Source organism: Nocardia vaccinii NBRC 15922 (assembly GCF_001613305.1).
GTDB lineage: Bacteria > Actinomycetota > Actinomycetes > Mycobacteriales > Mycobacteriaceae > Nocardia > Nocardia vaccinii.
This window is the reverse complement of record NZ_BDCC01000020.1, coordinates 61,963-85,804: the sequence shown is the minus strand read 5'-3', so window position 1 is coordinate 85,804 and position 23,842 is coordinate 61,963. Positions and strand designations below refer to the sequence as shown.

Genomic DNA, 23,842 nt, shown 5'->3' with positions numbered 1-23,842 from the left:
AAACGATCATCGCCGGTGGGCGGGTCGCGGCGGCGCGGACCATCCGGGTCCGCGCCGCGCCGAACCCGTGGATCAGCCCGGGAAGTGCGCCCTGACCTGATCCTCGGTGAGCCCGTAATCGGCCAGCTCGTACCGGTGCGCGGGTTTGCGGTCCCCGCTGCGGCTCTCCTCGTCCAGGGCGGTCATGGCCGCCCTGGCGGCGTCGGTGAATTCGATGCCGAACCGCCGGTAGATCGACTCGATCGTGCCGAGCGGATCCGCGCGCAGATCGGCGAAGTCGACGTCGATGAACTGCGCCGCGTCGTGCCGCTCGCGCGCGGCGGTGAATTCGCGCAACCCGCGCGACCACAGCTCCAGCTGCGATTCCCCGATCCGCTTGCCGGAGAAGGTGTTCGACCATCCCTTGGTGGCGTGTTCGGACAGGCTGCAGGAGGAGGCCAGCACGGTCACCGGGTCACGGTGGGTCTGGATGATCAGCGCGTCCGGATACACCTTCAGCAGCGCGTCCAGGGCGAACAGGTGGCTGGGATTCTTCAGGATCCAGCGCCGCTGGTCACCGAGCCCGATCAGTTGCAGATTCTCGCGGTGCCGGCCGTAGGCGTTCGTCCAGTCCTGGCGTTGCAGCCACTGCGAATAGGTCGGCAGCCAGGCAAGGCTCTCGTAGGCGATGGATTTCGCGGTCTGCCGCAACAGCTGCCAGCACTCCTCGACCTCGGCCGCGGACATGTAGTGCAGGCCCATGAATTCCGGATTCTCCACGTGGTGCTGCGCGAATCCGGCGTCGATCTGCCGGAATATCGGGTTCTGCGACCAGGTTTCGCGCGGCGGACGCGGCTGCGGATATTCGGTGAGCCACATCTCCAGGGCCTGATGCCGCGGATCGGCGGCGAGTAGCCGGTGCAGTGCGGTCGTACCGGTGCGGGGCAGCCCGGTCACGAATATCGGCCTGGTTATCGGGGTTTCGACGTACTCGGGATGGGCCTTCCAGGATGCCTCGCTCAACGCGCGGGCCACCAGCGCCCCGCGCAGGAAATAGCGGTTCATCTTACTGCCGAATTCGGTCAGATCGGCATCGCGCCGATACGACTCCAGCAGCACCCCCAGCGCCTCGGTGTAGTCGTCGGGCCCGAAATCGGTCAGCCCGCAGGCTTTCGTCGCCGAGGCGTGCAGATCCTCGATCGTGCCGACGTCGGTACGTAGGGTCATATGTTCTTCGATTCCTTCAAGAGTGGTATTCGCCGCAGTTGACATCGAGGGTCTGGCCGGTGATGGCGCTGGACCAGTCGGAGGCGAAGAACACCACCGCGCGGGCGATTTCGTCGGGTTCGGGCAGTCGCTTCAGATCCGAACGACTGGCGGTCTGCTCGTAGACCTGCTCGGCGGTGATGCCGTATTTCTTCGCGACCTCGCCGAAGTACCATTTCAGCTGATCACTCCAGATATATCCGGGTGCGACGGTATTGATGCGAATTCCCTTGTCCCCCAGCTCGGTCGCCAATGTCTGCGACATAGCCAGCAATGCCGCCTTGGCGACTTTGTAACTGCCGTAACGGGGTTCGGAGTGGCGCAGCACCATCGAATTGATCATCACCACCGAGCCCCCGGTCTTGGCCAGTTCGTCGGTGAACGCCTTGGTCACCCGCAATCCGCCCAGCACGGTGAGTTCGACGCTGTCACGGATCTGCTGGAAGTCGGTGCGCTCCAGCGGTTTCATCGACGGCACCGAGAACGCGTTGTTCACCAGCGCGTCCACCCGTCCGAAGGTTTCGACCGTGCGGGTGATCAGAGTCGCGACCGCGGCGTCGTCGGTGATGTCGGTCGGCACACTCAACGTCGTACCGCCGATCGCCTCCACCTCCGCGGCCACCTCGGCCAGCCGCGATGCGGTCCGAGCGGCGAGTACGACCTTGGCGCCCTGCGCCGCGGCCTGCAGGCAGATCGACCGTCCCAGCCCCGGCCCTACGCCGCTGACCACGACCACCTTGCCGGCGAGCAGCATGCTGGGGCCGCTGGGCACGACCGGGGCGCCTGCATGGTGACGCTCCGCTGCCGCCTCCGGCCCCGACCCGCTCATGCTGTGTTCACCGGGCATGAGCGGGGGGCCTGCGTGGGAACGCTCCGCTGCCGCCTCCGGCCCCGGCCCGCTCATGCCGGCATCCTGTCCGCGAAGGCCCGTTGCCGCTCGGCAATCCGTGCCCGCCAACCACTCTCATCGATCTTGTTCGACTCGTGGTACGGCAGGTGCGCGGCGACCTCGTCCAGTGCGAGCACCTGGATGGCGGGCCCGTCGGCGGGAGTGATCGCCCGATCGACACGCTGCCAGCGGAACTGCAGGATGCCGCGCCGCCGTCCGGTGGTCTCGATCCAGTTGGCGACACCCGGGTTGCGCGCCGAAACCACCATGCGGATCATGCCGTCCGGGTCCACCTGCGCCTGAGCGCTGTTCAGGCTGGTCTGGTGGTTGACGTAATCCAGCGAGATATACCAGCGGCTGCCGAGCTGGAAACCCTGGTAGGGCGCATCGGATTTCGGCACCGTGATCAACAGCGCCTGGTCCTCGGCCAGATCGAAATGCCCGACCGAGGAGTACTGCGTGCTGAGTCCGCCCGGGGTGAGCCGGGGTTCGGTCAGCGTATTGACCGGCAGGTCCAGATAGAACCACTTGGGAAAGTTGAACCAGGTGTGGATGCGCTGCACCAGTGCGCGCGCCGCGGCCCGATAACGCTTGCGCAACCGATCCAGATCCGCTGCGGCAGGGGCGGTTCCGATGGTGTCCACGCGCTCGATGCGAATGGTTCCCTTGCGCTCGTTCGCCCAGTCGCCGTACACCTCGCGCACGGCCAGCATCGAGCCGCCCTCACCGAGGACGAAGTAATTCGGCCCCGGATCCTCCTTCGGCGGCCCGAATCGCAACTGATATCCACCGTCCGCGTCGATCTGCAGGCGGCGGTCGTCGAACGCGTCGTCACCGTTGGGGACATCGCTGGCGGTGTAATCACCCCTCAGCACCTGGAAACTCAGGTCCACCGTGCTGCCGCGGGTGCCGGTGAGCAGATATTCCGCGCCGGGTTCGATATTCGCGTGGTAGTAGAGCGTATCCGGATTGTCCAGGCCCATCTTGGTGTACGGGCCGGTCGAGATGACGAACTGCGGATGGCTCGTGCCGTGCACCCCGGACAGCTGCAGTACCGCGGCGATACTCCCGGCGAGATATTCGTACCCCTCGGCGAGATCTTCCTCGCTGTCGATGAAATCGGCCGCGGCCACCAATCGTTCGGCCTCGGCGATCGCGGCCTGGAACGGCTCGGTGAGCGGCGGTTCGGGTGGTGTGTTCGCCTCTGCGGGTGGGTTGTCCATTCGATTCCTGATTCGTCGTTATCGTCGGGAATTACGGTGTGCCGCTGCTACGGTCGCAGCGAGTCGAGAATGCGAGTGGCGACCTCGGCCGGTGTGCCGTCCTCGGGAGTGATGACGACATCGGCATGTTCGGGGCGTTCGTACGGCGAGTCGATTCCGGTGAAATCACGGATCTCCCCGGCCCGCGCCCGCGCGTACAGACCCTTGGGATCGCGGCTCTCACACAGTTCCAGGGGCGTGTCGACGAAGATCTCACCGAATGGCAGCCCCCGATCCGCGTGCACCTGCCGCGCCTGCTCACGTTGCTCGGCGAACGGGCTGATCAGCGAAACGATCACCACCACACCGGCATCGGCGAACAGGGCGGCGACCTCGGCGACCCGCCGGATGTTCTCCCGGCGATCCGCATCGGAGAAACCCAGATCCGCGTTCAGGCCGTGCCGCAGATTATCGCCGTCGAGCAGATAGGCCGGACGACCCGAATTCACCAGTCGCCGTTCCAACTCCACCGCGATCGTGGATTTCCCGGAACCCGACAGCCCGGTCAGCCACAGGGTCGCCCCGGCACTGGCGCGCTCCGCGCGCTCGACCGCCGAACTGTGCCAGACGATGTCCTCGCGCCGCCCGGTCTCGCGCGCGAGGATCATGCCCGCGGCGACCGTCCGGTTGGTCACCTCGTCGATCAGGATGAAACTGCCGGTGCGGCGGTTGTCACGATACGGATCGAACATCAGCGGCGTCCGGCTCCGCAGCCGGACGCGGCCGATATCGTTGAGCGACAGGGCTTCCGCGTCCTCGACGCGATGCAGGGTGTTCACGTCCAGGCGATAGTCCAGTCCGCTCACCCGCACTCGCGCGGACTGGGCGGCGGTGCGGATGGTGTAGTCCGCACCGGGCCGCAGCTCCGCCTCGTCGTCGAACCAGCACACCGTCGCATCGATCTCCCGATCGATGTGCGGCCGATTGCCCGGACGCGCGAGCATATCTCCGCGACCGACGTCGAGTTCGTCCTCCAGCGCCAGCGAGACGGCCATTCCGGTGAACGCCTCGTCCACCTTGGTCCCGCCCGGACCCCAGATCCGCGCGACCCGGCTGGTCCGCCCGGACGGCAACACCACGACCTCGTCACCCGGTTTGAATATGCCGCCCGCGACCGTCCCGGCATAGCTGCGCGGTTCGCCCACAGTTTCATGGGGCATGAGCGGGGGGCCTGCGTGGTGACGCTCCGCTGCCGCCTCCGGCCCCGACCCGCTCATGCCGTGTCCATCGGGCATGAGCGGCGGGCCTGCGTGGTGACGCTCCGCTGCCGCCTCCGGCCCTGACCCGCTCATGCCGGACCGCAGCACGTACTGCACCGGCAGTCGGGCGTCGATCAGGTTGCGGTCCGAGGCGATGTGCACATCCTCGAGGTGAGCCAGCAACGCCGGACCCCGGTACCACGGCATCCGCGTGGACGCCTCGACCACGTTATCGCCCAGCAGCGCCGACACCGGGACGAAACTCAGATCGCCGACGGTCAGCTTCGCGGCGAAATCGGCGAATTCCGACCGGATCTCGTCGAATCGCTCCGGCGAGAAATCCAGCAGGTCCATCTTGTTGACGCAGACCACCAGATGCGGGACGCCCAGCAGCGCGGCGAGGAAGGCGTGCCTGCGGGTCTGCTCGACCACGCCCTTGCGCGCGTCGATCAGGATCAGCGCCAGATCGGCGGTGGACGCGCCGGTCACCATGTTCCGGGTGTACTGCACATGGCCCGGTGTGTCGGCGATGATGAATTTCCTGCGCGGCGTGGCGAAGTAGCGGTAGGCGACGTCGATCGTGATGCCCTGCTCGCGTTCCGCGCGCAGCCCGTCGGTCACCAGTGCCAGATCCGCCGCCCCGTCGCCGCGTTGCGCGCTGACCCGCTCGATCGCCGCGAGTTGATCGCTGAACAGGCTCTTGGAGTCGTAGAGCAGACGACCGATCAGCGTGGACTTGCCGTCGTCGACGCTGCCCGCGGTCGCCAGCCGTAACAGATTGCGGCTCATCAGAAGTAGCCCTCTCGCTTGCGATCCTCCGCGCCGGCCTCGTGAATCCGGTCCCGCGACCGAGCATCGACACCGTGCTGCGCGCTCGGTCCACCAACATGCCTGGCGCTCATCAGAAGTAGCCTTCCCGCTTGCGGTCCTCCATGCCGGACTCGGAGATCCGGTCGTCGGCGCGCGTCGCACCGCGTTCGGTCAGCCGGGTGACGGCGGTCTCGGCGATCACGGCGGCCGGATCGGCGGCCTCGCTCTCCACACACCCGGTGCAGGTCGCATCGCCGACGGTGCGGAAGCGCACGGTCGCCTCGAAAATCGGCTCGTCCGCGCGCGGGGTCAGGAAGCGGTTGTCGGCCAACAGCATTCCGTCGCGCTGGAAGACCCGCCGCCGATGCGCGTAGTACAGCGAGGGCAGGTCCACCGCCTCCCGGTCGATGTACTCCCAGATATCCAGTTCGGTCCAATTCGACAGCGGGAACACCCGGATGTGCTCGCCCGCACGGTGTCTGCCGTTGTAGAGATTCCAGATCTCCGGACGCTGCGCCCGCGGTTCCCACGCACCGAATTCGTCGCGGAAGCTGAACACCCGTTCCTTGGCCCGCGCCTTCTCCTCGTCGCGTCGCGCCCCGCCGAAGACCGCGTCGAAGCGGTATTCGCCGATCGCGCGCAGCAGGGTCGTGGTCTGCAGCCGGTTGCGCGTCTCGCCCGGACGCTCGTGCACCCGGCCGGCATCGATATCATCCTGTACCCGCGCCACCAGCAGCCGGGCCCCGGCCCGTTCCGCAGCGCGGTCACGAAACTCGATCACCTCGTCGAAGTTGTGACCGGTGTCGATGTGCAGCAGCGTGAACGGCAGCGGCGCGGGCCAGAACGCCTTGCGCGCGAGTTCCAGCATCACGGCCGAATCCTTACCGCCCGAGAACAGCAGCACCGGTCTTTCGAAAGTCGCCGCGACCTCGCGGAAGATATGCACCGATTCGGCCTCCAGGGCCGCCAGATGCGACAGCTCGTATCCCGTTCGCATCACACTTCTCACCCACTCACCGCGACGGATCGTTCGCACCACTCGCGGTCGGGCATCGGCCCGTCGCCGGAATCCCGATCGGAGTTGCGATGTCGAATATTCGACGCTATCGTTCGATATTGTGACACCGACGATAGGCCCGGAACGCCGCGCCGGTCAAGAACCTGTTTCAGAAAATGGTTCGGCCGCACCCGCATCGCCACCCACCCACCGCGTCGTCCAGGTGATCGGCCTGCTGTCGCGGCACGTCGGCGACCACCTTTCGCTGGCGCGGATCGTCCGGGAGACCGGCCTGTCCCGCGCCACCGCACACGCGGTGCTCAGCCAACTCACCGCCGACCACTGGACCGTGCGCGACGCCGACGGCAACTACGGCTTGGGCCTGGGCCTGCTCACCGTGGCCCGCCGCGCCGAGGCCGCCTTCCCGCTGCGCCGTCTGGCCCTGACCCCCATCCGCGAGTTCTCCGCACGTCAGGACATTCCGGCCTTCCTCGCCGAACGCGAAGACGGGGCGATCGTCATCACCGAGGTCGCGGGCACCCCGACGCTGCCGTGGATCCGGCCGGGCCGCCGCCTGCCGCTCGCACCGCCGGTGGTCCGCGAATTCCTGGCCTGGGCCCCCGAGGCCGAGCGCGAGACCTGGCTCGGCCACGCCGATCCGGCGCATCGCGACCGCCTGCTCGCGGTCCTGGCGGCGGTCCGCACTCGCGGCTATTCGGTCGAGCGACTGGCCGACGACTCGGCACCCATGCTCGAAGCGCTTGCCGCGCTGCGCAACTCGCCCGTCACCGATCCGCTGCGCAACCGGCTCGGCGCGATGATCGCCGATCTGATCACCATCGATTACCTGCCCGACGAACTGGGCCCGGCCAACGCCGTCGTCACCGTCGCGGCCCCGGTCTTCCTCGGTTCCACCGTGACCGCCGCCGTCGTCGCCTGTCCGGACACTCTGCTGTCGGCCGAGGAACTCACCGCACTGGGCACCGCGACGCGCGAGGTCGCCGACGCGCTCACCGCGGCTCTGCGCCACGACACCGCCGCGCCCCTGCCCACCGCCCAACCCAGCTGACACCTGTCCGACCGGCCGACAGCATGCCGCACAACTCCATCACCCCCGCACCTGCTCGGCCACGCGGTTCACCAACCGCCCCAGGAGTAACCGGAGCACCGATTCGCCCATGCGCGAAACGCTTCGACCAGCGCCGGGTTCGAGACCCTCGGCAAGACCCGACCGGACCGCCGTAACACACACCTAATCTCCTGTGGCGCACCGGGATCGCCCCGATCAAGCCGCCGCGAAATATGTTCACCGGCGAGTCGCCGATCCGCCACACCTTCGGGGCAGACGGGAGGGGTGCAACTGTGGTTAGCTGTGAGGCCATGAGCACGTCGCTGGCCGCCTTCCCGGAGGAATATCTACCGCGCGATACCGCGGATGTCGTTCGCACCGTACGAGATTCACGACCGCAACCGCTGACGGTCCGAGGCGGCGAGCGCAGCAGCGATAACGAAGACGAACCAGGCCCGCCCGACCGCCGCATCGTCCTGTCCCTGCGCCGGATGAACCGGGTCCAGGCGGTGGACGCCGAGGCCCGTCAGGTGCGAGTGCAGGCGGGCGCGCGGCTGTCCGATATCGACCGCACCCTCGCCGCACATGGCCTGGGTCTGCCCATCGTCGGCGACCACCGGGAGATCACCGCGGGTGGTTTCGCCGCGGTGGGCGGCCTGTCCACCGCCTCGCACCGGTACGGGATGTTCAGCGATAACGTCCTCGCGATCGAATACGTCGATCCGGAAGGCAGATTCGGCACCTGCGGGCGCAACCACCACACCGAACGCTTCCACCGCATCCTGGGCGGCGCGGGCCGCACCGGCATCATCACCGCCCTCACGTTGCAGGCCGTCGAGGTGGACAAGGACCACACCTGGCTGACCTCGGACGCGCATCGCTTTCTCGATTTCGACGGTTTCGTCGAGCACACCCTCGACGCGATCGAACGGCCCGGCGATGCGATGTTGCAGGTCGGCCGCTGGGTCGACACCGCACCGCTGCGGGTCTCGCGGCCGGTCGGCACCGGCAACATCCAGTTGGGCACGGTGCGCTTCGGCCAGTGGTCCAGCCTGCACCCCACCACCGCGACGCCGTCCCTTCGGGCCCGCCGCGAACTCGGCTCCCGCGCACGCAAATCCCTCGGCGCGATCGCCTCGGCCGCGGGCGGGCGCGCGGGCATGCCGGTCCGCAACGCCGCCGCCGGTGCGCTGATGTTCTCCCCGAAGGTGCTCACCCTGCGCGACGCGGAATATCTCGCCGACACCGTGATCAGCACCTCCGAGCGCGGGCCGGCCTATCGCGCGGCGGTTTTCGCGCCGCTGTCGACCTACACCGCGGTCTTCCACCGGCTGCACGATCTGTTCTCCGAATACCGCGAACGCAACGAGTGCTTCACGGTCATCTCCGCCCTGACCTACGGCGTACGCTCCCCATATCTGCACGAACTCGCCGACGAGGACCACGGCTTCATCAGCTTCACCTGCCGCCTGCGCCCCGCCAGCGCCTTCACCGGCCGTTCCGGCACCGCCGACGCCCTGCGCGAGATCAACACCGCGATCGACGACATCTGCCGTTCCGAGCGGGCCCGCCGCTACCACGGGGCCGAGTAACACCACGCCCCGGGATAGGGCGCACACACCGACGCTGGTTGTGCTCGATGAGTTCCCGTACCTGGTGAAGGCCGTGCCCGAGTTGCCGTCGCTGGTGGAGCGGGAGATAGACCGGTATCAGACCGAGCCGAGCGGAATCCGACTGCTGCTGTACGGGTCGGCGATGTCCGTGATGGGTGGGCTGTTGGCCAGCGGTGCACCGTTGCGCGGACGGGCGCAGCTCGAGCTGGTGGTCCGGCCGTTCGGATGCCGTGATGCCGCTTCGGTGGCACCGGATTCAGTGACGCGTTGCGTCGACGTGCGGTGACGGAGCCCGACGTGATGCTGATCGGACTCCCCGAGTTGTACGGACGCGCCCTCGAGCCGTCCCCCACCCCGGAATAACTCCCCCTGAACGAACTCCGATACAAACGAACGCCGATACGACAGCGCCCCGGCCGAAGAACGGCCGGGGAACTGTGTACCGCTCGAACTCAGTGCTTCTCGGGACCGATATGGTACTCGAACACCAGACCGGCCGCAGCGGTCAGGATGCAGACGACGCCGATGGCGATCAGCCACAGCTGGAAGAACGCGAATCCGATCGCGGTGACCGCGGCCGCACCCGCCAGGCTGACCGGCCAGAAGCTACCGGGCGAGAAGAAGCCCAGATCACCCGCGCCGTCCACGATCTCGGCCTCCTCGTAGTCCTCCGGACGCAGGTCCAGACGACGGGCCACGAAGCGGAAGTACGTGCCGACGATGAGGGTCAGGCCCGCGGTCAGCACGATCGCGGTGGTGCCCGCCCACTCCACACCGGTGCTGGACTGTCCGGTGAAGAAGGCGTAGATGACGGCCACGATGACGAAGAACACCGTGAGCAGCTCGAAGATGCGTGCTTCGACCTTCATATCAGTTCAGTCCCTCAGTTGCTCTGCTGGGCCTCGGACGCCGAACGCACGGTGCGGTCGGTGTTGAACGGGTGCGTGGACACCGCCACCGGCGACTCGCCGATGTCGGCCAGTGCCTCGGCGTTGGTCTTCCCGGCCTTGCGGTCGGTCAGGTATTTGTCGAACTTCTCCGGCGTGACCGCCCGGACCTCGAAGTTCATCATCGAGTGGAAGGTGCCGCACATCTCCGCGCACCGGCCGACGAACGCGCCCTCCTTCTCGATCTTGGAGATCTGGAAGACGTTGTCGGAGTGGTTCTCCTTCGGGTCCGGCATCACATCGCGCTTGAACAGGAATTCCGGCACCCAGAAGGAGTGGATGACGTCGGCCGAGGCGAGCTGGAACTCGATGACCCGGTTGGTCGGCAGGACCAAGACCGGCACCTCGGTGCTGGAACCGACGGTCTCGACCTTGTCGTAGTGCAGGTAGCTGATGTCGTTACCCGGCAGACCGTGGTCCGGGCCGGGCTGGGCGTGGCCGTTGGCCTTGCGGTCCTTGTACTCGTCGATGATCTGCTGGTCCATGCCCTGACGGGTGTGGTCGACACCGTCGTAGACCTGGCCGTTCTCGTCGACCTTCTGGTAGCCGAACTTCCAGTTCCACTGGAACGCGGTCACGTCCACGACCACGTTCGGATTGGAGACCTTCTCGTGCACGTAGTTCTGCACGACCACGGTGAAGTAGAACAGCACCGCGATGATCACGAACGGAATCGCGGTGTAGGTCAGCTCCAGCGGCACGTTGTAGCCGGTCTGGCGGGGGAACTCCGGGGAGTTCGGCTTCTTGCGGTGGAAGGTGATGGTCCAGAACGTCAGACCCCACACCAGCACACCCATCGCCAGCGCGGCGATGACCGACCAGGTCCACAGCTCCCGCATCCTGGTCGCCTGCGGGGTGATACCCGAGGGCCACCCGAACCGAAGCACGGGATTGTCGATCGAGCAGCCGGAAACGGCGATGACAGTGATCCCCAAGGACACCGCCAGCCCGGCCCGCCGAAGCATGCGGCCTCGTCCGCCGGAGGTAGCGCCCCCGTCGGGCCGCGCCCCTATCGCTTCGCTCGCCTTGTGCGCCACGCTCAACGCCTTCCTGGTCGTCTATCCGACTCGGCGCCGCCCGGGCGGGCCGGACGGCACATTTTCAGCACGTTCGAAGAACCCACCGGCAGACCGCGCAAACGCACACTCCACCTCGGGAGTTCCCGAGTACTACGCAGCGTAGACCAAACCGGGTACCGCGTTGTGCGCGGGTCGGATTCGACACTCCGAAGATCGAGGCCGCGATGGAGATCGGTGCGACCGGCCAACTATCAACCGAGGTTACGACGTTGCGGACACATAACACCGCTCCAGGGGGCGGAAGATACCGATCCGAGGCAGAATGATTCCGGAATCATTCCGCGGTACGGCATACTCGCGGACTGAGTTTCGATCTCCTCCCCGCCCCACCCCCCGATCCCGGAAACGAGGTTCCCGACGCCGTGTGTGGCCTGCTCGGATTTCTGACCGCCGATGTGGCGACCGACGAAGTCGTGCACCAGGTGTACGAGGCGCTGCAATGCGGACGTCACCGGGGTCCCGATGAGCGCGGCACTTGGCACGACGAGCACATCATCCTGGGCTTCAACCGCCTGTCGATCATCGACATCGAGCATTCGCACCAGCCGCTGCGCTGGGGGCCGCCGGAGAATCCGGAGCGGTACGCGCTGGCGTTCAACGGGGAGATCTACAACTACCTGGAACTGCGCGAGCAGCTGAGCGCCGAACACGGTGCGCAGTTCCACACCGAGGGCGACGGTGAATCCATAGTCGCCGCCTATCACCACTGGGGCACCGCGGCGTTCTCCCGGTTGCGCGGGATGTTCGCCTTCGCGATCTGGGATACCGAGACCCGGCAGCTGGTCATCGCGCGCGACCGGTTCGGCATCAAACCGCTGTTCGTCGCGACCGGTCCGGGCGGCACCGCCTACGCGAGCGAGAAGAAGAGTCTGCTGGAGCTGCTCGAGCCACTGGGTCTGTCCCGGTCGATCGATGTGCGGGCGGTCGAGCACTACACCGTGCTGCAGTACGTGCCCGAACCCGAGACTCTACACGCCGACGTCCGGCGCCTGGAATCCGGTTGCTACGCGACGCTGGCGCCGGGCGAGGAGCCGAAGATCACCCGGTACTTCGAGCCGAAGTTCCGGGTGCGGCCGTTCGCGCCGGACGGCGCGCAGGCCCGCTATCGCGAAATCGCCGACGTCCTGCGGGATTCGGTCGCCAAACATATGCGCGCGGACGTCACGGTCGGTGCGTTCCTGTCCGGCGGCATCGACTCCACCGCCACCGCGGCGCTGGCGATCCAGCACAACCCGAATCTGCTCACCTTCACCTCTGCCTTCGAGCGCGAGGGCTACTCCGAGGCCGACGTTGCCGCCGAGACCGCGGACGCGATCGGCGCGAAGCATTTCATCCGGGTGGTCAGTCCGGAGGACTTCGCCGGGGCGATCCCCGAGATCGTCTGGTACCTGGACGATCCCGTCGCGGACCCGGCGCTGGTACCGCTGTACTTCGTGGCCAAGGAGGCGCGCAAGCACGTCAAGGTGGTGCTCTCGGGCGAGGGCGCGGACGAGTTGTTCGGCGGATACACCATCTATCGGGAGCCGTTGTCGCTCAAGCCTTTCGACTACCTGCCGCGCGGTGCGCGGCGGCTGCTGGGCAAGTTGTCCGACCGGATTCCCGAAGGGACCCGGGGCAAGAGCCTGCTGCATCGCGGATCGCTTCCCCTGGAGGAGCGCTACTACGGCAACGCGCGCAGTTTCAGCGATGCCCAGTTGCGCGCGGTGCTGCGCGATTTCCGGCCCGAATGGACCCACAGGGATGTCACCGCGCCGATCTACGCCCGCTCGCGCGGCTGGGATCCGGTGGCGCGCATGCAGCATCTGGACCTGTTCACCTGGCTGCGCGGGGACATCCTGGTCAAGGCCGACAAGATGACCATGGCCAACTCACTCGAACTGCGGGTGCCGTTCCTGGATCCCGAGGTTTTCGCGGTCGCCGAACAGCTGCCGTACGAGCAGAAGATCACCTCCGAGACCACCAAGTACGCGCTGCGCCGGGCACTCGAGGAGATCGTGCCGCCGCATGTGCTGCACCGCCCGAAGCTGGGCTTCCCGGTGCCGCTGCGGCACTGGCTGCGCGGTCCGGAGCTGTACGACTGGGCCGCCCAGCAGATCGCCGAATCGCAGACCGATCATCTCCTGGACAAGGCCGCGATCACCGCGATGCTCGAAGCGCATCGCACCGGCACGGTGGATCACAGCCGCCGGCTGTGGACGGTGCTGGTGTTCATGGTCTGGCACGGCATCTTCGTCGAGGACCGCATCAAGCCCGCCATCGAAGAGCCCACCTATCCGGTGCGGCTGTAGTGGCCCGCACCCGGCGCCCGCCGGTTCATCTGATGTTCGCCGGGTCGTAGCCGCACCTGCACCCAGTCGGAGTTAGCTGAGGTCATGGCGGACGATCAGGGTTCCAGCAGCGGCGAAACCGGGTCCGGCGACGCCGGGGACACGGCGCAGACATCCGGTGTGAGCCGGCGATGGTTGTTCGGCGCATCGGCGGGAGCCGCGGTCGCCGGGCTCGCGGTCGGCGCGGGTGGCACTGCGGCGCTGCGCGGCAGCAGTGACTCCGCTGCCCGTGAGATCTGGCCGCGCACACCTGATCTGGTCATGAGCGCGGACAGCACCGCCGCGCCACACGTCTCGGGCCTGCATCTGCAATTCGGGGCCGACGCGGCGCACGAGGCGGTGATTTCCTGGCACACAACCGCTTCGGTGCGTAATCCGGTGGTGCGCTACGGCACCGCCGCCGCTGGTTTCGGCACGACGGTGCCCGCGCGGACCCGCACGTATCGGGACGGGAAATCCGGTGTCGAGATCACCGCTCATCACGCGCGGCTGACCGGCCTGTCCCCCGACACCGACTACGTCTACGCCGCGGGGCACGACGGCGCACCGCCGGAGCTGGGCACCCTGCGTACCGCGCCCAGCGGGCGGGCGGCGTTCCGGTTCACCAGCTTCGGTGATCAGGGCACGCCGACGCTCGGCAAGCTGGTCAACGGCACATACGTCAACGACAATCTCGGCTCACCGTTCGCCGGGGACGTCACCGCCGGAATCGAGCGGGTCGCACCGCTGTTCAATCTCGTCAACGGCGATCTGTGCTATGCCAATCTGTCCACCGATCGCATCCGCACCTGGAACGACTGGTGGGCCAACAACTCTCGCTCGGCCCGTTACCGGCCGTGGATGCCCGCACCCGGCAACCACGAGAACGAACTGGGCAACGGGCCGATCGGATATCAGGCGTTCCAAACCTATTTCACCGTGCCAGACGCGGGTAGCGAGGAACTCACCCGCGGGCTGTGGTACTCGTTCACCGTCGGTGGCGTGCGCGTCATCGCACTGGCCAACGACGACATCTGCTATCAGGACGCGGGCAACAGTTATGTGCGCGGCTACTCCGGCGGCGCCCAGAAACGTTGGCTCGAGGCCGAATTGGCGAAGGCGCGCGCGGATCGCGGCATCGACTGGGTGGTGGTGTTCATGCACCAGACCGCGATCTCCTCGGCCGATAAGTTCAACGGGGCCGACCTGGGCATCCGGCAGGAATGGCTACCGCTTTTCGACCGGTACCAGGTCGATCTGGTGCTCGCCGGACACGAACACCATTACGAGCGTTCCCATCCTGTTCGCGGCGTGCTGGGCACCGACACCCTCACCCCGAAACCGGTGGACACCCGCGCCGATGTCATCGACACCAGCAAGGGCACAGTGCACCTGGTGATCGGCGGCGGCGGAACCTCGGCGCCGTCCAACGCCCTGTTCTTCCCCGGTGAGCAGTGCCGCGTCCTCACCACCGTGGGCGCGACGGATCCCGCCACCGGTAAGAAGACTCCCGTCTACGTCCAGGAACAGGCGCCCTGGTCGGCGTTCAAGGATGCCGAACATCCCTACGGTTTCTGCGCCTTCGACGTCGATCCGGGCAAACCCGGCGGCAACACGACCATCAAGGCCACGTACTACGCCCTCACCGGGCCCGCCAACACGTTGCAGGCGGTCGACCACTTCACCCTCACCCGTCCCCGCTCCGACCGCTGAACCCGCGTTACCCGACGGCGCGGGGCACAGAGATCGGGACGTTTGCGGTGATTCGTCGCCACGATATCGCCCGCACCAGCACCGACGAGTTCGAGCACGACGACGATTCGGCGATACCGGCCGACGGATCGAACGACCGGAGAGCCTGCCGCATTTGCCGCGTCGCCGGTGTTCTCGTCACGAATCATGGGCGCACCGCGAGCCTGTTCGGCCGGGCGCGATGGGCGGTCGAGCCGTTGCCGTAGGTGTAGCGCCGAATCGAAGCCGAGCGCGCGGCCGGCGGCTGTAGCCCTCAGCGACTACCGAAAGTGGCAACGACCAGTGCCAGCGTAGTGCTCACTTCCAACGCCGCCCCGAGAACGTCGCCGTTCAGACCGCCGAACCGGGCGACGCAGTGCCGCACCAGGATTCCGGCGGCGATCAGCCCCACCGCGGCGGCCGTCATGCCGAGCCACCAGCGGCCCGGCACGGCGAAAAACCCTGCCCCGAGAGCGATCACGACCCACGGGACGGCGACCCGCGCCGGTTGCGTCCCGGCGACCAACGTCCCGAATCCCGAACCGGGCGCGGCTTCGTAGCCGCGGCGACAGGCCAGCACCGCCGCGACCCGCCCGATCGCCACCGCCGCCGCAATGGCCGGCCACCGCCCCGATCCAGCCAGGGACCCATACGAGAACGCCTGGATACCAACGGCGAACAGCACCGCGGCTACACCGAAGGGCCCCGCCCCACCGCTTTTCATGATCTCGCGCGCACGTTCGGGCGGCCCGTAACTGCCGAGCCCGTCGAAGGTGTCGGCCAATCCGTCCAGATGCATGCCGCGCGTGATCAACGCCAGAGCCCCCGCCACGATCAACCCTGCCACCGCGAAACTCGTTCCGGCAGCGCCCAGCACCCACATCAGTCCCGCTGCCCCGGCCCCCAGCACGATCCCGACGATCGGAGCCATCGCGATCGCCCGCGCCGCCACTCGCCGATCCACCTCATCCGGGCCGGACACCGGCAGCACGGTCAGCCACGAGAAGGCCAGCCGAATCCCGTTCACCGGCTGACCTGCTCGACCCGCGTCCTGCACAATGAAACACCGGCATCGCACGCCGCGGCATTCTCCGCCGCAGAGTAACCGGATGAAACCGCCCGCACGACAGCCCGGCCCACCGGGGATTCGTCGGCCCACACCCGACCCCATCGGCCGATCGGAACGATCACCTGGCCCACCGAACACCGCCTGTGCGTTTCCGCCCGAACCACCAGCACGGCAAGCGATTCCGATCGGGCAGCGTTTTCCGGTGAGTCCGCTCGACAACCGCGGAAGGTGGCCAGTGGGGCCTGGGATCCGACGGCGGTCGGCGACAGTGACCCATCAGCCCCCGCCATGAGCGGCCGAGACGCCACCGCCGATGTCCGAATCACGCAACCCCCTCGAACCCACCGAGGACGGCGGGAACGGGGCGGGAAGGGGACGAATTCGACGGTGTTCACGGGTCGCCGTCGATCAGGGCGCTGCGGGCGCGGTGTCGTCGGCGGTGCTTACTCCGGCCTCGCCGAAGGTCGCCATTTCCGCGAGGGCGGCGACGGCGGCGCGCACGACGGGCAGGGCGGTGACCGCGCCGGAACCCTCGCCCAGGCGCATTTCCATCTCCACCAGCGGTTCCAGCCCGAGCTTGGTCAGGGCGACGCGGTGCGCGGGTTCGGTCGAGCGATGGCCCGCGACCCACCAGGCCGACGCACCCGGTGCAAGCGCGTCGGCGAGCAGGGCGGCGGCCGTGACGACCACGCCGTCCAGGATCACCGGCGTCCGGCGCACCGCGGCCTGTGCCAGATATCCGGCCATCGCGGCGAGATCCGCACCGCCCGCGACGCGCAGCAGGGCGACCGGATCGTGCAGGTGCGGACGGGCCCGCCACATGGCGTCACGGATGGCGGCAGCCTTGCGCATCCAGCCCGCATCGTCGACGCCGGTGCCGCGCCCGATGGCCAGCACCGGTTCGGTATCGGTGATCGCGGCGATGAGAACCGTTGCGGGCGTGGTGTTTCCGATGCCCATATCACCGGCGATCAGCAGATCCGCGCCGCCATCGATCTCCTCGTCGGCGATGGCGCGCCCCGCCGCCAGCGCGGCGTGGACCTCGGCCTGCGTCAGCGCGTCCTCGCGGTCGATGGCCCCGCTCGCCCGGCGCACCTTGTGCGCCGAGACGGCCGGATCGGTATCGGCGTCCACGGCCACATCGACCACGCGCACACTCGCATCCGCGAGCCGTGCCAGGGCGTTCACCGCTGCGCCGCCCGCGACGATATTGGCCACCATCTGCACGGTGACCTCACTCGGATAGGCCGAAACCCCGTGCCGGGCAATGCCGTGGTCGCCCGCGAACACCACGACCCGGGCCCGCTCGAACTGCCGCGGCGGGCAGACCCCCTGGCATGCGGCTATCCAGTTGCCCAGCGTCTCCAGCCGCCCCAGCGCACCCGCGGGCTTGGTCAGCTGCAACTGCCGTTCCTGCGCTTGCGCCCGGACGTGCTGATCGGGCGGTGCGACGATCCCGAAAACCGGCGCCTCGCCGGACAAGTCGTACATCGGATCGGCCGCACCGGGAATCGCGGGAGTCGCCGCCGAACCGTTCCCCGAATCCCGCACGCCCACACCGGAACCCGCCGCGGCTCCGGCAGTGAGCGCTGTCGCCGCGGCCCCACCCTGCACAGTGGTCCCGGCCTGTTCCGCGCGCTCGACCGAAGCCCCGGCCGCAGTGGGGTTTCCGAATTCCCGAACCCGCACCGGAACCCCCGCGACGACGAGGTAGACCTCATCGCACAACGCCGCCACCCGCTGGTTGAGCGTCCCGATCTCATCGGCGAACAACCGACCGGACCGCGTACCCGGCAGCACGCCCAGTCCGGTCTCGGGGCTCACGATCACCAACGGCTGTTCGTATTCGGCGATGGCCGCGACCAGCTCCGCCACATCGGGCGCGACGGTGCCGCGGGGCGACTCCCAGGCCGCCCGCGCATCGATCCGCGCGGTCAGCCAGGTGCCCAGATCATCGATCAGCGTCATCGGCGTCGGCTCGGCCAGCGCCCGCACCGGATCGCCCTCGACGAGCTGCCAGTCCACGGGCCGGCGCTCCCGATGCGCCGCCACCCGGTCGGCGAAATCACCGTCGGCAGGATCCACCGCGGCGGGCGCGACATACCGGACCGGACGGTCCCGACCGGCCAGTTCCTCGGCGAAGGCCGATTTCCCGGACCGTGTCCCACCGAGCACCAGCGTCCGCAGCGGGCGCTGCCTCGAAGCATCGTTCAACACGCCAGAACGGTACCAATCACCGCCTCACCACGACATGCGCGCACCGGCACCGTGCCCGACCCGCAGCCCTCTTGTCAGGGCGACCCTGACAGATGCATACTTGCGTCAGGCAATCCCTGACAGCGCAGTTCCCGAATACCAGGAGCGCACGATGACCGCACCGACCCCCGCCCCGCCCCGCTGCTCCTTCTGCGGCAAGGCCCACTCCGAGGTGAGCACCCTCGTCGCCGGTCCCGGCGTACACATCTGCGACGAATGCGTCGGGCTGGCCGCGACGATCACGGCGAACCACCGCAAGTCCGACGCGCCGGCCCCCTTGCAGATCTGGCAGACGATGTCGGACGACGAGATGCTCCAGCACATTCCGCGGGTCGCGGCGGTGGCCGATCAGGTCGAGGAGAATCTGCGCGACTGGATCCAGGAGTTGCGTCGCCGCAAGGTCACCTGGGCCCGGATCGGCGGTGCGTTGAACATCACCAGGCAGTCCGCCTGGGAACGTTTCTCCGGCGAGGAGTGAACCGCGGACGCGATTCAGGCCCCGAAACGGCGACGGTATTCGGTGGGCGCGATGCCGACCAGACGCTGGAAGTGGTGCCGAAGCAGAGCCCCCGAGCCGAACCCGCAGCGCCCGGCGATGGTCTCGAGATCCAGCGCGGTCTCCTCCAGCAGCTGCTTGGCCAGCAGAATGCGTTGCGAGGTAAGCCATTTCACCGGAGTCGTCCCGGCCTCCGCGGCGAAGCGGCGAGCGAAGGTGCGCGTGGACATGGCCGAGCGCGTGGCCAGATCCTCCACGGTGTGCGGCAGTTCGAGATGTTCGTGCATCCAGCGCATGGTGTCCCCCAGACTGTCCGAATCGCAGTCCGGGACCGGACGTTCGATGAACTGCCGCTGGCCGCCGTCACGCTGCGGCGGCACCACCATGCGGCGGGCGATCTTGTTGGCCACCGTGGCGCCCAGCTCCCGGCGAACCAGATGCAGGCAGGCGTCGATGCCGGCCGCGGTGCCCGCACTGGTGATCACCGACCCCTCGTCGACGAACAGCACGTCCGGATCGACGGTTGCCTCGGGATACATCTCGGCCAGCTGATCGACGTACCGCCAATGCGTGGTGCAGGTCCGCCCGTCCAGCAGTCCGGCCGCCCCCGCCAGGAATGCGCCCGAACAGACCGTCAGCACGATCGCTCCCGCCGCGGCGGCATCGCGAACCGCCTGCACCACAACGGGATCGAACGCCCCCGGCGATACGAACGGAAACGCCGGAACCGCGACCAGGTCCGCACCCCGCAATTCGTCCAGGCCGTACTGCGGCGTGACGGTTATGCCGGGCGTACTCGACGCCAGCGCCCGTCCGGCCTGCGCGCCGCACACCCGGAAGTCGAACAGCGGTAGCCCGTCCTCCCGGCGGTCCAGTCCGAAAACCTCACAGACGACCCCGAATTCGAACATGGCCAGATGTTCGTTGAGCACGACGGCGACCTTGGAGAGCACTCAACCAGTGTACGTGGCTGAATATTGATGAAGTATGTCGTTACCGCCACTGTTGGCGGCAAGTGGATGGGCGCAAAATTACTGCCATGCTCATTTCAATTCTGTTGCTCCTGGTAATCACCACACTGTCGGTCTACCTCCACTACCGGTCCGGCACGCGACCCACCGGATCATCGGCCGTCGTCGATCGGGACGCGGACCGGGTCAACCACGAACTGCGCGCCATCTTCGGCGTCCGCGAACCGCGCTGAAAGTCGGGTCCCCCATGACGATTCGCGATCGACTACACCGGGCCTGGACCATCGTCGGTGAATTGACCAGCAGGCTTTACACATTCGTCCCGGAGTCCCCCGAACGCGCCGGAGTCCGTCCCGAGGACACCGCCCGATTCGGCATTCTGCTCAACGCGTCCGGCGGTATGCGCGAGCACGGCTGAGCACGTAGGTATTCGAACTCGTTCGACGCGATCCACCGCGGTCGCGACACGAACGAGCACATTCGGACGGGTCCGGGCCCGGCTCACATCCGAAGGATCGGCTCGGAATCGACGAATCCGAACCGTGTCGAACCGGATCCCGACTCATAGTCCGACCCGGCCGGACGCAGCCGCGCCGGATCGACACGCGACGCGGACCGAAACCCGGCTCGGACCGAATCGGATCAGACGCTGTCGCCGGGGTTGACCCTGGGCTTGGGCATCCGCATCCGGCGGATCTGCGAGGCCCGGACGAAGGCGTACCAGCCCAGCTGCATCGACGAATTGGTGCTGGCGGGAAAGCGCTCGCGCACCCGGCGGTTGATGATGCGGCCGAGTACGACACCCTCGCCGGCCATGAACACCATCATCACCAGCATGGCCAGCGTCACGTAGATCTGCACGGCAGGATTCAGGAACATCGCCACGATCAGCAGCAGCGCCAGCGGCATGAACAAGCCCACCAGATTGCGGCGGGCGTCGACCAGGTCGCGCACATAGGCGCGGACCGGACCGCGATCGCGCGGCGGCAGGTACTGATCCTCACCGGCGGCCATCCGGGCGCGACGATCGGCGGCAGCGGCACGCCGTTCGGCCGCGGCGGCCTTGCGGTCGGCCTTCGTGCCCCGCGTGGCCCTGCGCCTGGCTCGGGCTTCCTTCTGGGTCATCGGCGCGGGGGCGACCGGACCCCGCCGCTTACCCTCGGCATCGCGCCGCTTCGGGGTGGGTCGCCCCTTGCCCGCGGTGGCCGCGGCAGGCGCTGTCGAGCCGCCGGTCTCGGCGGCCGGGGCGTCCTCGGCGAGGTCGTTACTGCCGGCTGCATCGCCGCGGCGGAGGAACTTCACGCCGACCAGGCTATTGGATGGAGCATCACCCGGGAAATGCGGTACACCCACTTTGTTGTGTCATAACTCATATCACACCGTTCAACCCCCGGTAACCCGGCGTTTCCAGGGTGCGCGAGGACCCGACCCGCGCCGAAGTGGCAAGATTGGAATAGACACCCACGGGGGTAACGTTGACCGCTTACAAGCCGTGCGCTGTTACGGGTTGAACACAGGTCCCTAGGAGAGTTCATGACTGTGCAGAACGAGACCACCACTCACGGTGTGACACTGACCGATGCCGCCGCGTCCAAGGCCAAGGCGCTGCTCGATCAGGAGGGCCGCGACGATCTTTCCCTGCGCATCGCCGTCCAGCCCGGTGGCTGTGCGGGCCTGCGCTATCAGCTCTTCTTCGACGACCGCGCGCTCGACGGCGATCTGGTCGTCGAGTTCGGCGGCGTGAAGCTGGCCGTGGACCGCATGAGCGCCCCCTATGTGGAAGGCGCCTCCATCGACTTCGTCGACACCATCGAGAAGCAGGGTTTCACCATCGATAACCCGAATGCCACAGGCTCCTGCGCCTGCGGCGACAGCTTCAACTGAGATCCGTCCCTCGACGCGGAACTCCTTCGGGTTCCGCGTCGGCGTCATGTCTGTTCGCCCTTACCACTCGTGATCATCACACGGTACGGTGAAGGCTGATCTCGCCTCGACAGTGAAGGACCGGGTTTTCGTGACCATCGCAGTGTCCGCATCCATCGCGACAGACCATCTGATGCGTTTTCCGGGAAAGTTCTCCGATGTGCTGCTGGCAGATCAGCTGCAGCACGTATCGCTGAGTTTCCTCGTCGACGATCTGGTCATCCGCCGTGGCGGCGTCGCCGGGAACATCGCCTACGCGATGGGCCTGCTGCACCGCGATCCACTGCTGGTCGGCGCGGTCGGCGCGGACTTCGGTGAATACCGGGACTGGCTGGAGAGCAACGGCGTCGACTGTTCCGGCGTGCGCATCTCGCAGACCGCACACACCGCTCGCTTCGTCTGCACCACCGACGAGGCGATGGCCCAGATCGCCTCGTTCTACCCCGGCGCGATGAGCGAGGCCCGCGACATCTCGATCGCCGACCTCGCCGAGCAGCACACGCTGGACCTGGTTCTGGTCGGCGCCAACGATCCCGACGCGATGGTCCGCCACACCCGGCAGTGCCGCGAACTGGGCATCGCCTTCGCCGCCGACCCCTCCCAGCAGCTCGCCCGGCTCGACGGCGAACAGTCGCTGGACCTGATCGACGGCGCCGCATACCTTTTCAGCAACGAGTACGAGTGGGGTCTGCTGCTGCAGAAGACGGGTCTGACCCCCGAGGAAATCAGTCGTCGCGTCGGCATCCGAGTTACCACCCTCGGTGCGAAGGGCGTGGTGATCGTCGATCCCGACGGGGTCGAAGTGAATGTCGAAGTGGTGCCGGAACTTTCGAAGGTCGACCCGACCGGCGTCGGCGACGCGTTCCGGGCCGGATTCCTCACCGGGCACACCGGCGGGCTGAGCCTGGAGCGCTCCGCACAGTTGGGATCGCTGATCGCCGTGCTGGTGCTGGAGACCGTCGGCACCCAGGAGTGGACCCTCGACCGGGGGCGTGCGCTCGAGCGGATCGGTGCGGCCTACGGCACCGAGGCCGCCACCGACATCGCCGCCATCCTGAACTGAGCTACGTCCCGGCATCGGGCGGAAGTTGTTCCGCCGCACGGTGAATCACGCGCACCGAGGGCTGCGTCGCGAAATCGTCGCGACGGATCGGGCCCGCGGTGTGTCCTGCACTGCCTGTGGACCAACAGCACGGTGACCGTTCACAACCCGGCCGAATGCGTGGAGTTGGCCGACTGGCAATAGGGTGGGTCGTATGGGATCCGACCGTTTGTACTTCCGTCAGCTACTCGCCGGACGCGATTGGGCTGTGGGCGATCCGATCGCCACTCAGATGCGAAATTTCGCATATCTGATCGGTGATCGTGAGACCGGCGACTGCGTTGTGGTGGATCCTGCGTATGCGGCGGGCGATCTGGTGGATATCGCCGAGGGCGACGGCCTGCGACTGACCGGGGTGCTGGCCACCCATCACCATCCCGATCATGTGGGCGGCACGATGATGGGATTCACTCTGCGCGGGGTGCGCGAACTGCTGGAGCGGGTGCAGGTCCCGGTGCACGTGCATCAGGAGGAGGTGCCGTGGGTGGCCAATGTCACCGAGATCGCGCCGAGCGAGCTGACCGGACACGAGCACGGCGACAAGGTCCGCGTCGGCGGATTCGACATCGAACTATTGCACACCCCCGGACACACACCGGGCAGTATGTGCTTCCTGTTCGAGGACCGGCTCGTCGCGGGTGACACGCTGTTCGTGGAGGGCTGCGGCCGCACCGACTTCCCGGGTGGGGATTCGGAGTCGATGTTCCGCAGCCTACGTCATCTAGCGGAGTTATCCGGCAATCCGGTGGTGTACCCCGGGCACTGGTACTCCCAGGAGCCCAATGCGGCGCTGTCCGAGGTCCGCGAGAAGAACTACGTCATGCGCCCGCAGACCCTCGAGCAGTGGCAGATGTTGATGCCGGGCTGAAAAGTCCGGC

22 protein-coding genes are annotated in these 23,842 nt (G+C 67.5%); 11 read left to right on the top strand and 11 right to left on the bottom strand.

Features of this window, described 5'->3' with window-relative positions:
* Positions 1-72: 72 nt before the first annotated feature.
* The 5 genes from NV1_RS16425 to cysD all read right to left on the bottom strand — a co-directional run bounded on the left by NV1_RS16425 (position 73) and on the right by cysD (position 6,402).
* Complete coding sequence (locus NV1_RS16425) at positions 73-1,206, bottom strand: sulfotransferase family protein (protein ID WP_067892112.1); 1,134 nt, start codon at positions 1,204-1,206, stop codon at positions 73-75.
* Positions 1,207-1,222: 16 nt separating this feature from the next.
* Entirely contained in the window at positions 1,223-1,999 is a 777-nt protein-coding gene (locus NV1_RS16420; protein ID WP_067892110.1) for an SDR family oxidoreductase, read from the bottom strand.
* 146 nt (positions 2,000-2,145) lie between these two features.
* Positions 2,146-3,357, bottom strand: coding sequence for a hypothetical protein (locus NV1_RS16415; protein ID WP_067892107.1), 1,212 nt, complete (start codon positions 3,355-3,357; stop codon positions 2,146-2,148).
* A gap of 47 nt (positions 3,358-3,404) precedes the next feature.
* Positions 3,405-5,384, bottom strand: a complete 1,980-nt coding sequence (cysC, locus tag NV1_RS16410) for an adenylyl-sulfate kinase (RefSeq protein ID WP_067892106.1) — start codon at positions 5,382-5,384, stop codon at positions 3,405-3,407.
* Positions 5,385-5,496: 112 nt separating this feature from the next.
* A complete protein-coding gene (cysD, locus tag NV1_RS16405) occupies positions 5,497-6,402 on the bottom strand; it encodes a sulfate adenylyltransferase subunit CysD (RefSeq protein ID WP_067892104.1) in 906 nt (301 codons plus the stop codon).
* 121 nt (positions 6,403-6,523) lie between these two features.
* On the opposite strand from cysD, the gene NV1_RS16400 reads away from it, so the two are divergent.
* The 3 genes from NV1_RS16400 (at position 6,524) to NV1_RS16390 (ending at position 9,370) form a co-directional block, all read left to right on the top strand.
* Positions 6,524-7,471 carry a helix-turn-helix domain-containing protein gene (locus NV1_RS16400; protein ID WP_245713751.1) on the top strand — a complete coding sequence of 316 codons (948 nt, stop codon included), beginning with the start codon at positions 6,524-6,526 and terminating at the stop codon, positions 7,469-7,471.
* A 311-nt stretch (positions 7,472-7,782) separates the two neighbouring features.
* A complete protein-coding gene (locus NV1_RS16395; RefSeq protein ID WP_067892102.1) occupies positions 7,783-9,063 on the top strand; it encodes an FAD-binding oxidoreductase in 1,281 nt (426 codons plus the stop codon).
* Positions 9,064-9,103: 40 nt separating this feature from the next.
* Complete coding sequence (locus tag NV1_RS16390; protein WP_067892100.1) at positions 9,104-9,370, top strand: ATP-binding protein; 267 nt, start codon at positions 9,104-9,106, stop codon at positions 9,368-9,370.
* Positions 9,371-9,536: 166 nt separating this feature from the next.
* Here NV1_RS16390 and NV1_RS16385 read toward each other — a convergent pair whose 3' ends face one another.
* On the bottom strand, positions 9,537-9,953 hold the full coding sequence (locus tag NV1_RS16385) for a cytochrome c oxidase subunit 4 (protein WP_067892098.1): 417 nt from the start codon (positions 9,951-9,953) through the stop codon (positions 9,537-9,539).
* Between the two features lie 14 nt (positions 9,954-9,967).
* Positions 9,968-10,996: an aa3-type cytochrome oxidase subunit II gene (gene ctaC / locus NV1_RS16380; protein ID WP_067892096.1), complete on the bottom strand. Its 1,029-nt coding sequence runs from the start codon at positions 10,994-10,996 to the stop codon at positions 9,968-9,970.
* A 476-nt stretch (positions 10,997-11,472) separates the two neighbouring features.
* Here ctaC and asnB point away from each other — a divergent pair, with 476 nt between their 5' ends.
* Both asnB and NV1_RS16370 read left to right on the top strand, forming a co-directional pair.
* Complete coding sequence (gene asnB, locus NV1_RS16375; RefSeq protein WP_067892094.1) at positions 11,473-13,398, top strand: asparagine synthase (glutamine-hydrolyzing); 1,926 nt, start codon at positions 11,473-11,475, stop codon at positions 13,396-13,398.
* 84 nt (positions 13,399-13,482) lie between these two features.
* Positions 13,483-15,129 carry a purple acid phosphatase family protein gene (locus tag NV1_RS16370; protein ID WP_084525439.1) on the top strand — a complete coding sequence of 549 codons (1,647 nt, stop codon included), beginning with the start codon at positions 13,483-13,485 and terminating at the stop codon, positions 15,127-15,129.
* Between the two features lie 292 nt (positions 15,130-15,421).
* Here NV1_RS16370 and NV1_RS16360 read toward each other — a convergent pair whose 3' ends face one another.
* Together NV1_RS16360 and cobT are read right to left on the bottom strand one after the other, a co-directional pair.
* Positions 15,422-16,174: an adenosylcobinamide-GDP ribazoletransferase gene (locus NV1_RS16360; protein WP_067892090.1), complete on the bottom strand. Its 753-nt coding sequence runs from the start codon at positions 16,172-16,174 to the stop codon at positions 15,422-15,424.
* A gap of 450 nt (positions 16,175-16,624) precedes the next feature.
* A complete protein-coding gene (gene cobT, locus NV1_RS16350) occupies positions 16,625-18,433 on the bottom strand; it encodes a nicotinate-nucleotide--dimethylbenzimidazole phosphoribosyltransferase (protein WP_084525438.1) in 1,809 nt (602 codons plus the stop codon).
* A 151-nt stretch (positions 18,434-18,584) separates the two neighbouring features.
* Here cobT and NV1_RS46375 point away from each other — a divergent pair, with 151 nt between their 5' ends.
* The gene (locus NV1_RS46375; RefSeq protein ID WP_067892086.1) at positions 18,585-18,950 is read left to right on the top strand and encodes a ClpX C4-type zinc finger protein; all 366 of its coding nucleotides are present in this window, start codon (positions 18,585-18,587) and stop codon (positions 18,948-18,950) included.
* A gap of 14 nt (positions 18,951-18,964) precedes the next feature.
* Here the strand turns inward: NV1_RS46375 and NV1_RS16340 are convergent, their stop codons facing one another.
* Entirely contained in the window at positions 18,965-19,921 is a 957-nt protein-coding gene (locus NV1_RS16340) for a helix-turn-helix domain-containing protein (RefSeq protein ID WP_067892083.1), read from the bottom strand.
* A gap of 86 nt (positions 19,922-20,007) precedes the next feature.
* Here NV1_RS16340 and NV1_RS43580 point away from each other — a divergent pair, with 86 nt between their 5' ends.
* Both NV1_RS43580 and NV1_RS43575 read left to right on the top strand, forming a co-directional pair.
* The gene (locus NV1_RS43580; protein WP_157117034.1) at positions 20,008-20,172 is read left to right on the top strand and encodes a hypothetical protein; all 165 of its coding nucleotides are present in this window, start codon (positions 20,008-20,010) and stop codon (positions 20,170-20,172) included.
* A 14-nt stretch (positions 20,173-20,186) separates the two neighbouring features.
* Positions 20,187-20,357 (top strand): hypothetical protein, encoded by a 171-nt coding sequence (locus tag NV1_RS43575; protein WP_157117032.1) that lies wholly within the window; start codon positions 20,187-20,189, stop codon positions 20,355-20,357.
* A gap of 224 nt (positions 20,358-20,581) precedes the next feature.
* On the opposite strand, the gene NV1_RS16335 is transcribed toward NV1_RS43575, so the two are convergent.
* On the bottom strand, positions 20,582-21,241 hold the full coding sequence (locus NV1_RS16335) for a DUF3043 domain-containing protein (RefSeq protein WP_067892081.1): 660 nt from the start codon (positions 21,239-21,241) through the stop codon (positions 20,582-20,584).
* A gap of 231 nt (positions 21,242-21,472) precedes the next feature.
* On the opposite strand from NV1_RS16335, the gene NV1_RS16330 reads away from it, so the two are divergent.
* From NV1_RS16330 to NV1_RS16320, 3 genes are all read left to right on the top strand, one after another.
* Positions 21,473-21,823, top strand: a complete 351-nt coding sequence (locus tag NV1_RS16330; RefSeq protein WP_040821053.1) for a HesB/IscA family protein — start codon at positions 21,473-21,475, stop codon at positions 21,821-21,823.
* Between the two features lie 130 nt (positions 21,824-21,953).
* Positions 21,954-22,925, top strand: a complete 972-nt coding sequence (locus tag NV1_RS16325; protein WP_067892234.1) for a carbohydrate kinase family protein — start codon at positions 21,954-21,956, stop codon at positions 22,923-22,925.
* A 193-nt stretch (positions 22,926-23,118) separates the two neighbouring features.
* Positions 23,119-23,832, top strand: coding sequence for an MBL fold metallo-hydrolase (locus tag NV1_RS16320; protein ID WP_067892079.1), 714 nt, complete (start codon positions 23,119-23,121; stop codon positions 23,830-23,832).
* Positions 23,833-23,842 lie beyond the last annotated feature (10 nt).

Coding starts and splice junctions, on each gene's coding strand:
- ctaC (WP_067892096.1), bottom strand. CDS start 10,996: ATGCTTCGGCGGGCCGGGCTGGCGGTGTCCTTGGGGATCACTGTCATC.
- NV1_RS16370 (WP_084525439.1), top strand. CDS start 13,483: ATGGCGGACGATCAGGGTTCCAGCAGCGGCGAAACCGGGTCCGGCGAC.
- NV1_RS16415 (WP_067892107.1), bottom strand. CDS start 3,357: ATGGACAACCCACCCGCAGAGGCGAACACACCACCCGAACCGCCGCTC.
- NV1_RS43575 (WP_157117032.1), top strand. CDS start 20,187: ATGACGATTCGCGATCGACTACACCGGGCCTGGACCATCGTCGGTGAA.
- NV1_RS16320 (WP_067892079.1), top strand. CDS start 23,119: ATGGGATCCGACCGTTTGTACTTCCGTCAGCTACTCGCCGGACGCGAT.
- cysC (WP_067892106.1), bottom strand. CDS start 5,384: ATGAGCCGCAATCTGTTACGGCTGGCGACCGCGGGCAGCGTCGACGAC.
- NV1_RS16330 (WP_040821053.1), top strand. CDS start 21,473: ATGACTGTGCAGAACGAGACCACCACTCACGGTGTGACACTGACCGAT.
- NV1_RS16385 (WP_067892098.1), bottom strand. CDS start 9,953: ATGAAGGTCGAAGCACGCATCTTCGAGCTGCTCACGGTGTTCTTCGTC.
- NV1_RS16425 (WP_067892112.1), bottom strand. CDS start 1,206: ATGACCCTACGTACCGACGTCGGCACGATCGAGGATCTGCACGCCTCG.
- NV1_RS16395 (WP_067892102.1), top strand. CDS start 7,783: ATGAGCACGTCGCTGGCCGCCTTCCCGGAGGAATATCTACCGCGCGAT.
- NV1_RS16420 (WP_067892110.1), bottom strand. CDS start 1,999: ATGCTGCTCGCCGGCAAGGTGGTCGTGGTCAGCGGCGTAGGGCCGGGG.
- NV1_RS43580 (WP_157117034.1), top strand. CDS start 20,008: ATGCTCATTTCAATTCTGTTGCTCCTGGTAATCACCACACTGTCGGTC.
- cysD (WP_067892104.1), bottom strand. CDS start 6,402: ATGCGAACGGGATACGAGCTGTCGCATCTGGCGGCCCTGGAGGCCGAA.
- NV1_RS46375 (WP_067892086.1), top strand. CDS start 18,585: ATGACCGCACCGACCCCCGCCCCGCCCCGCTGCTCCTTCTGCGGCAAG.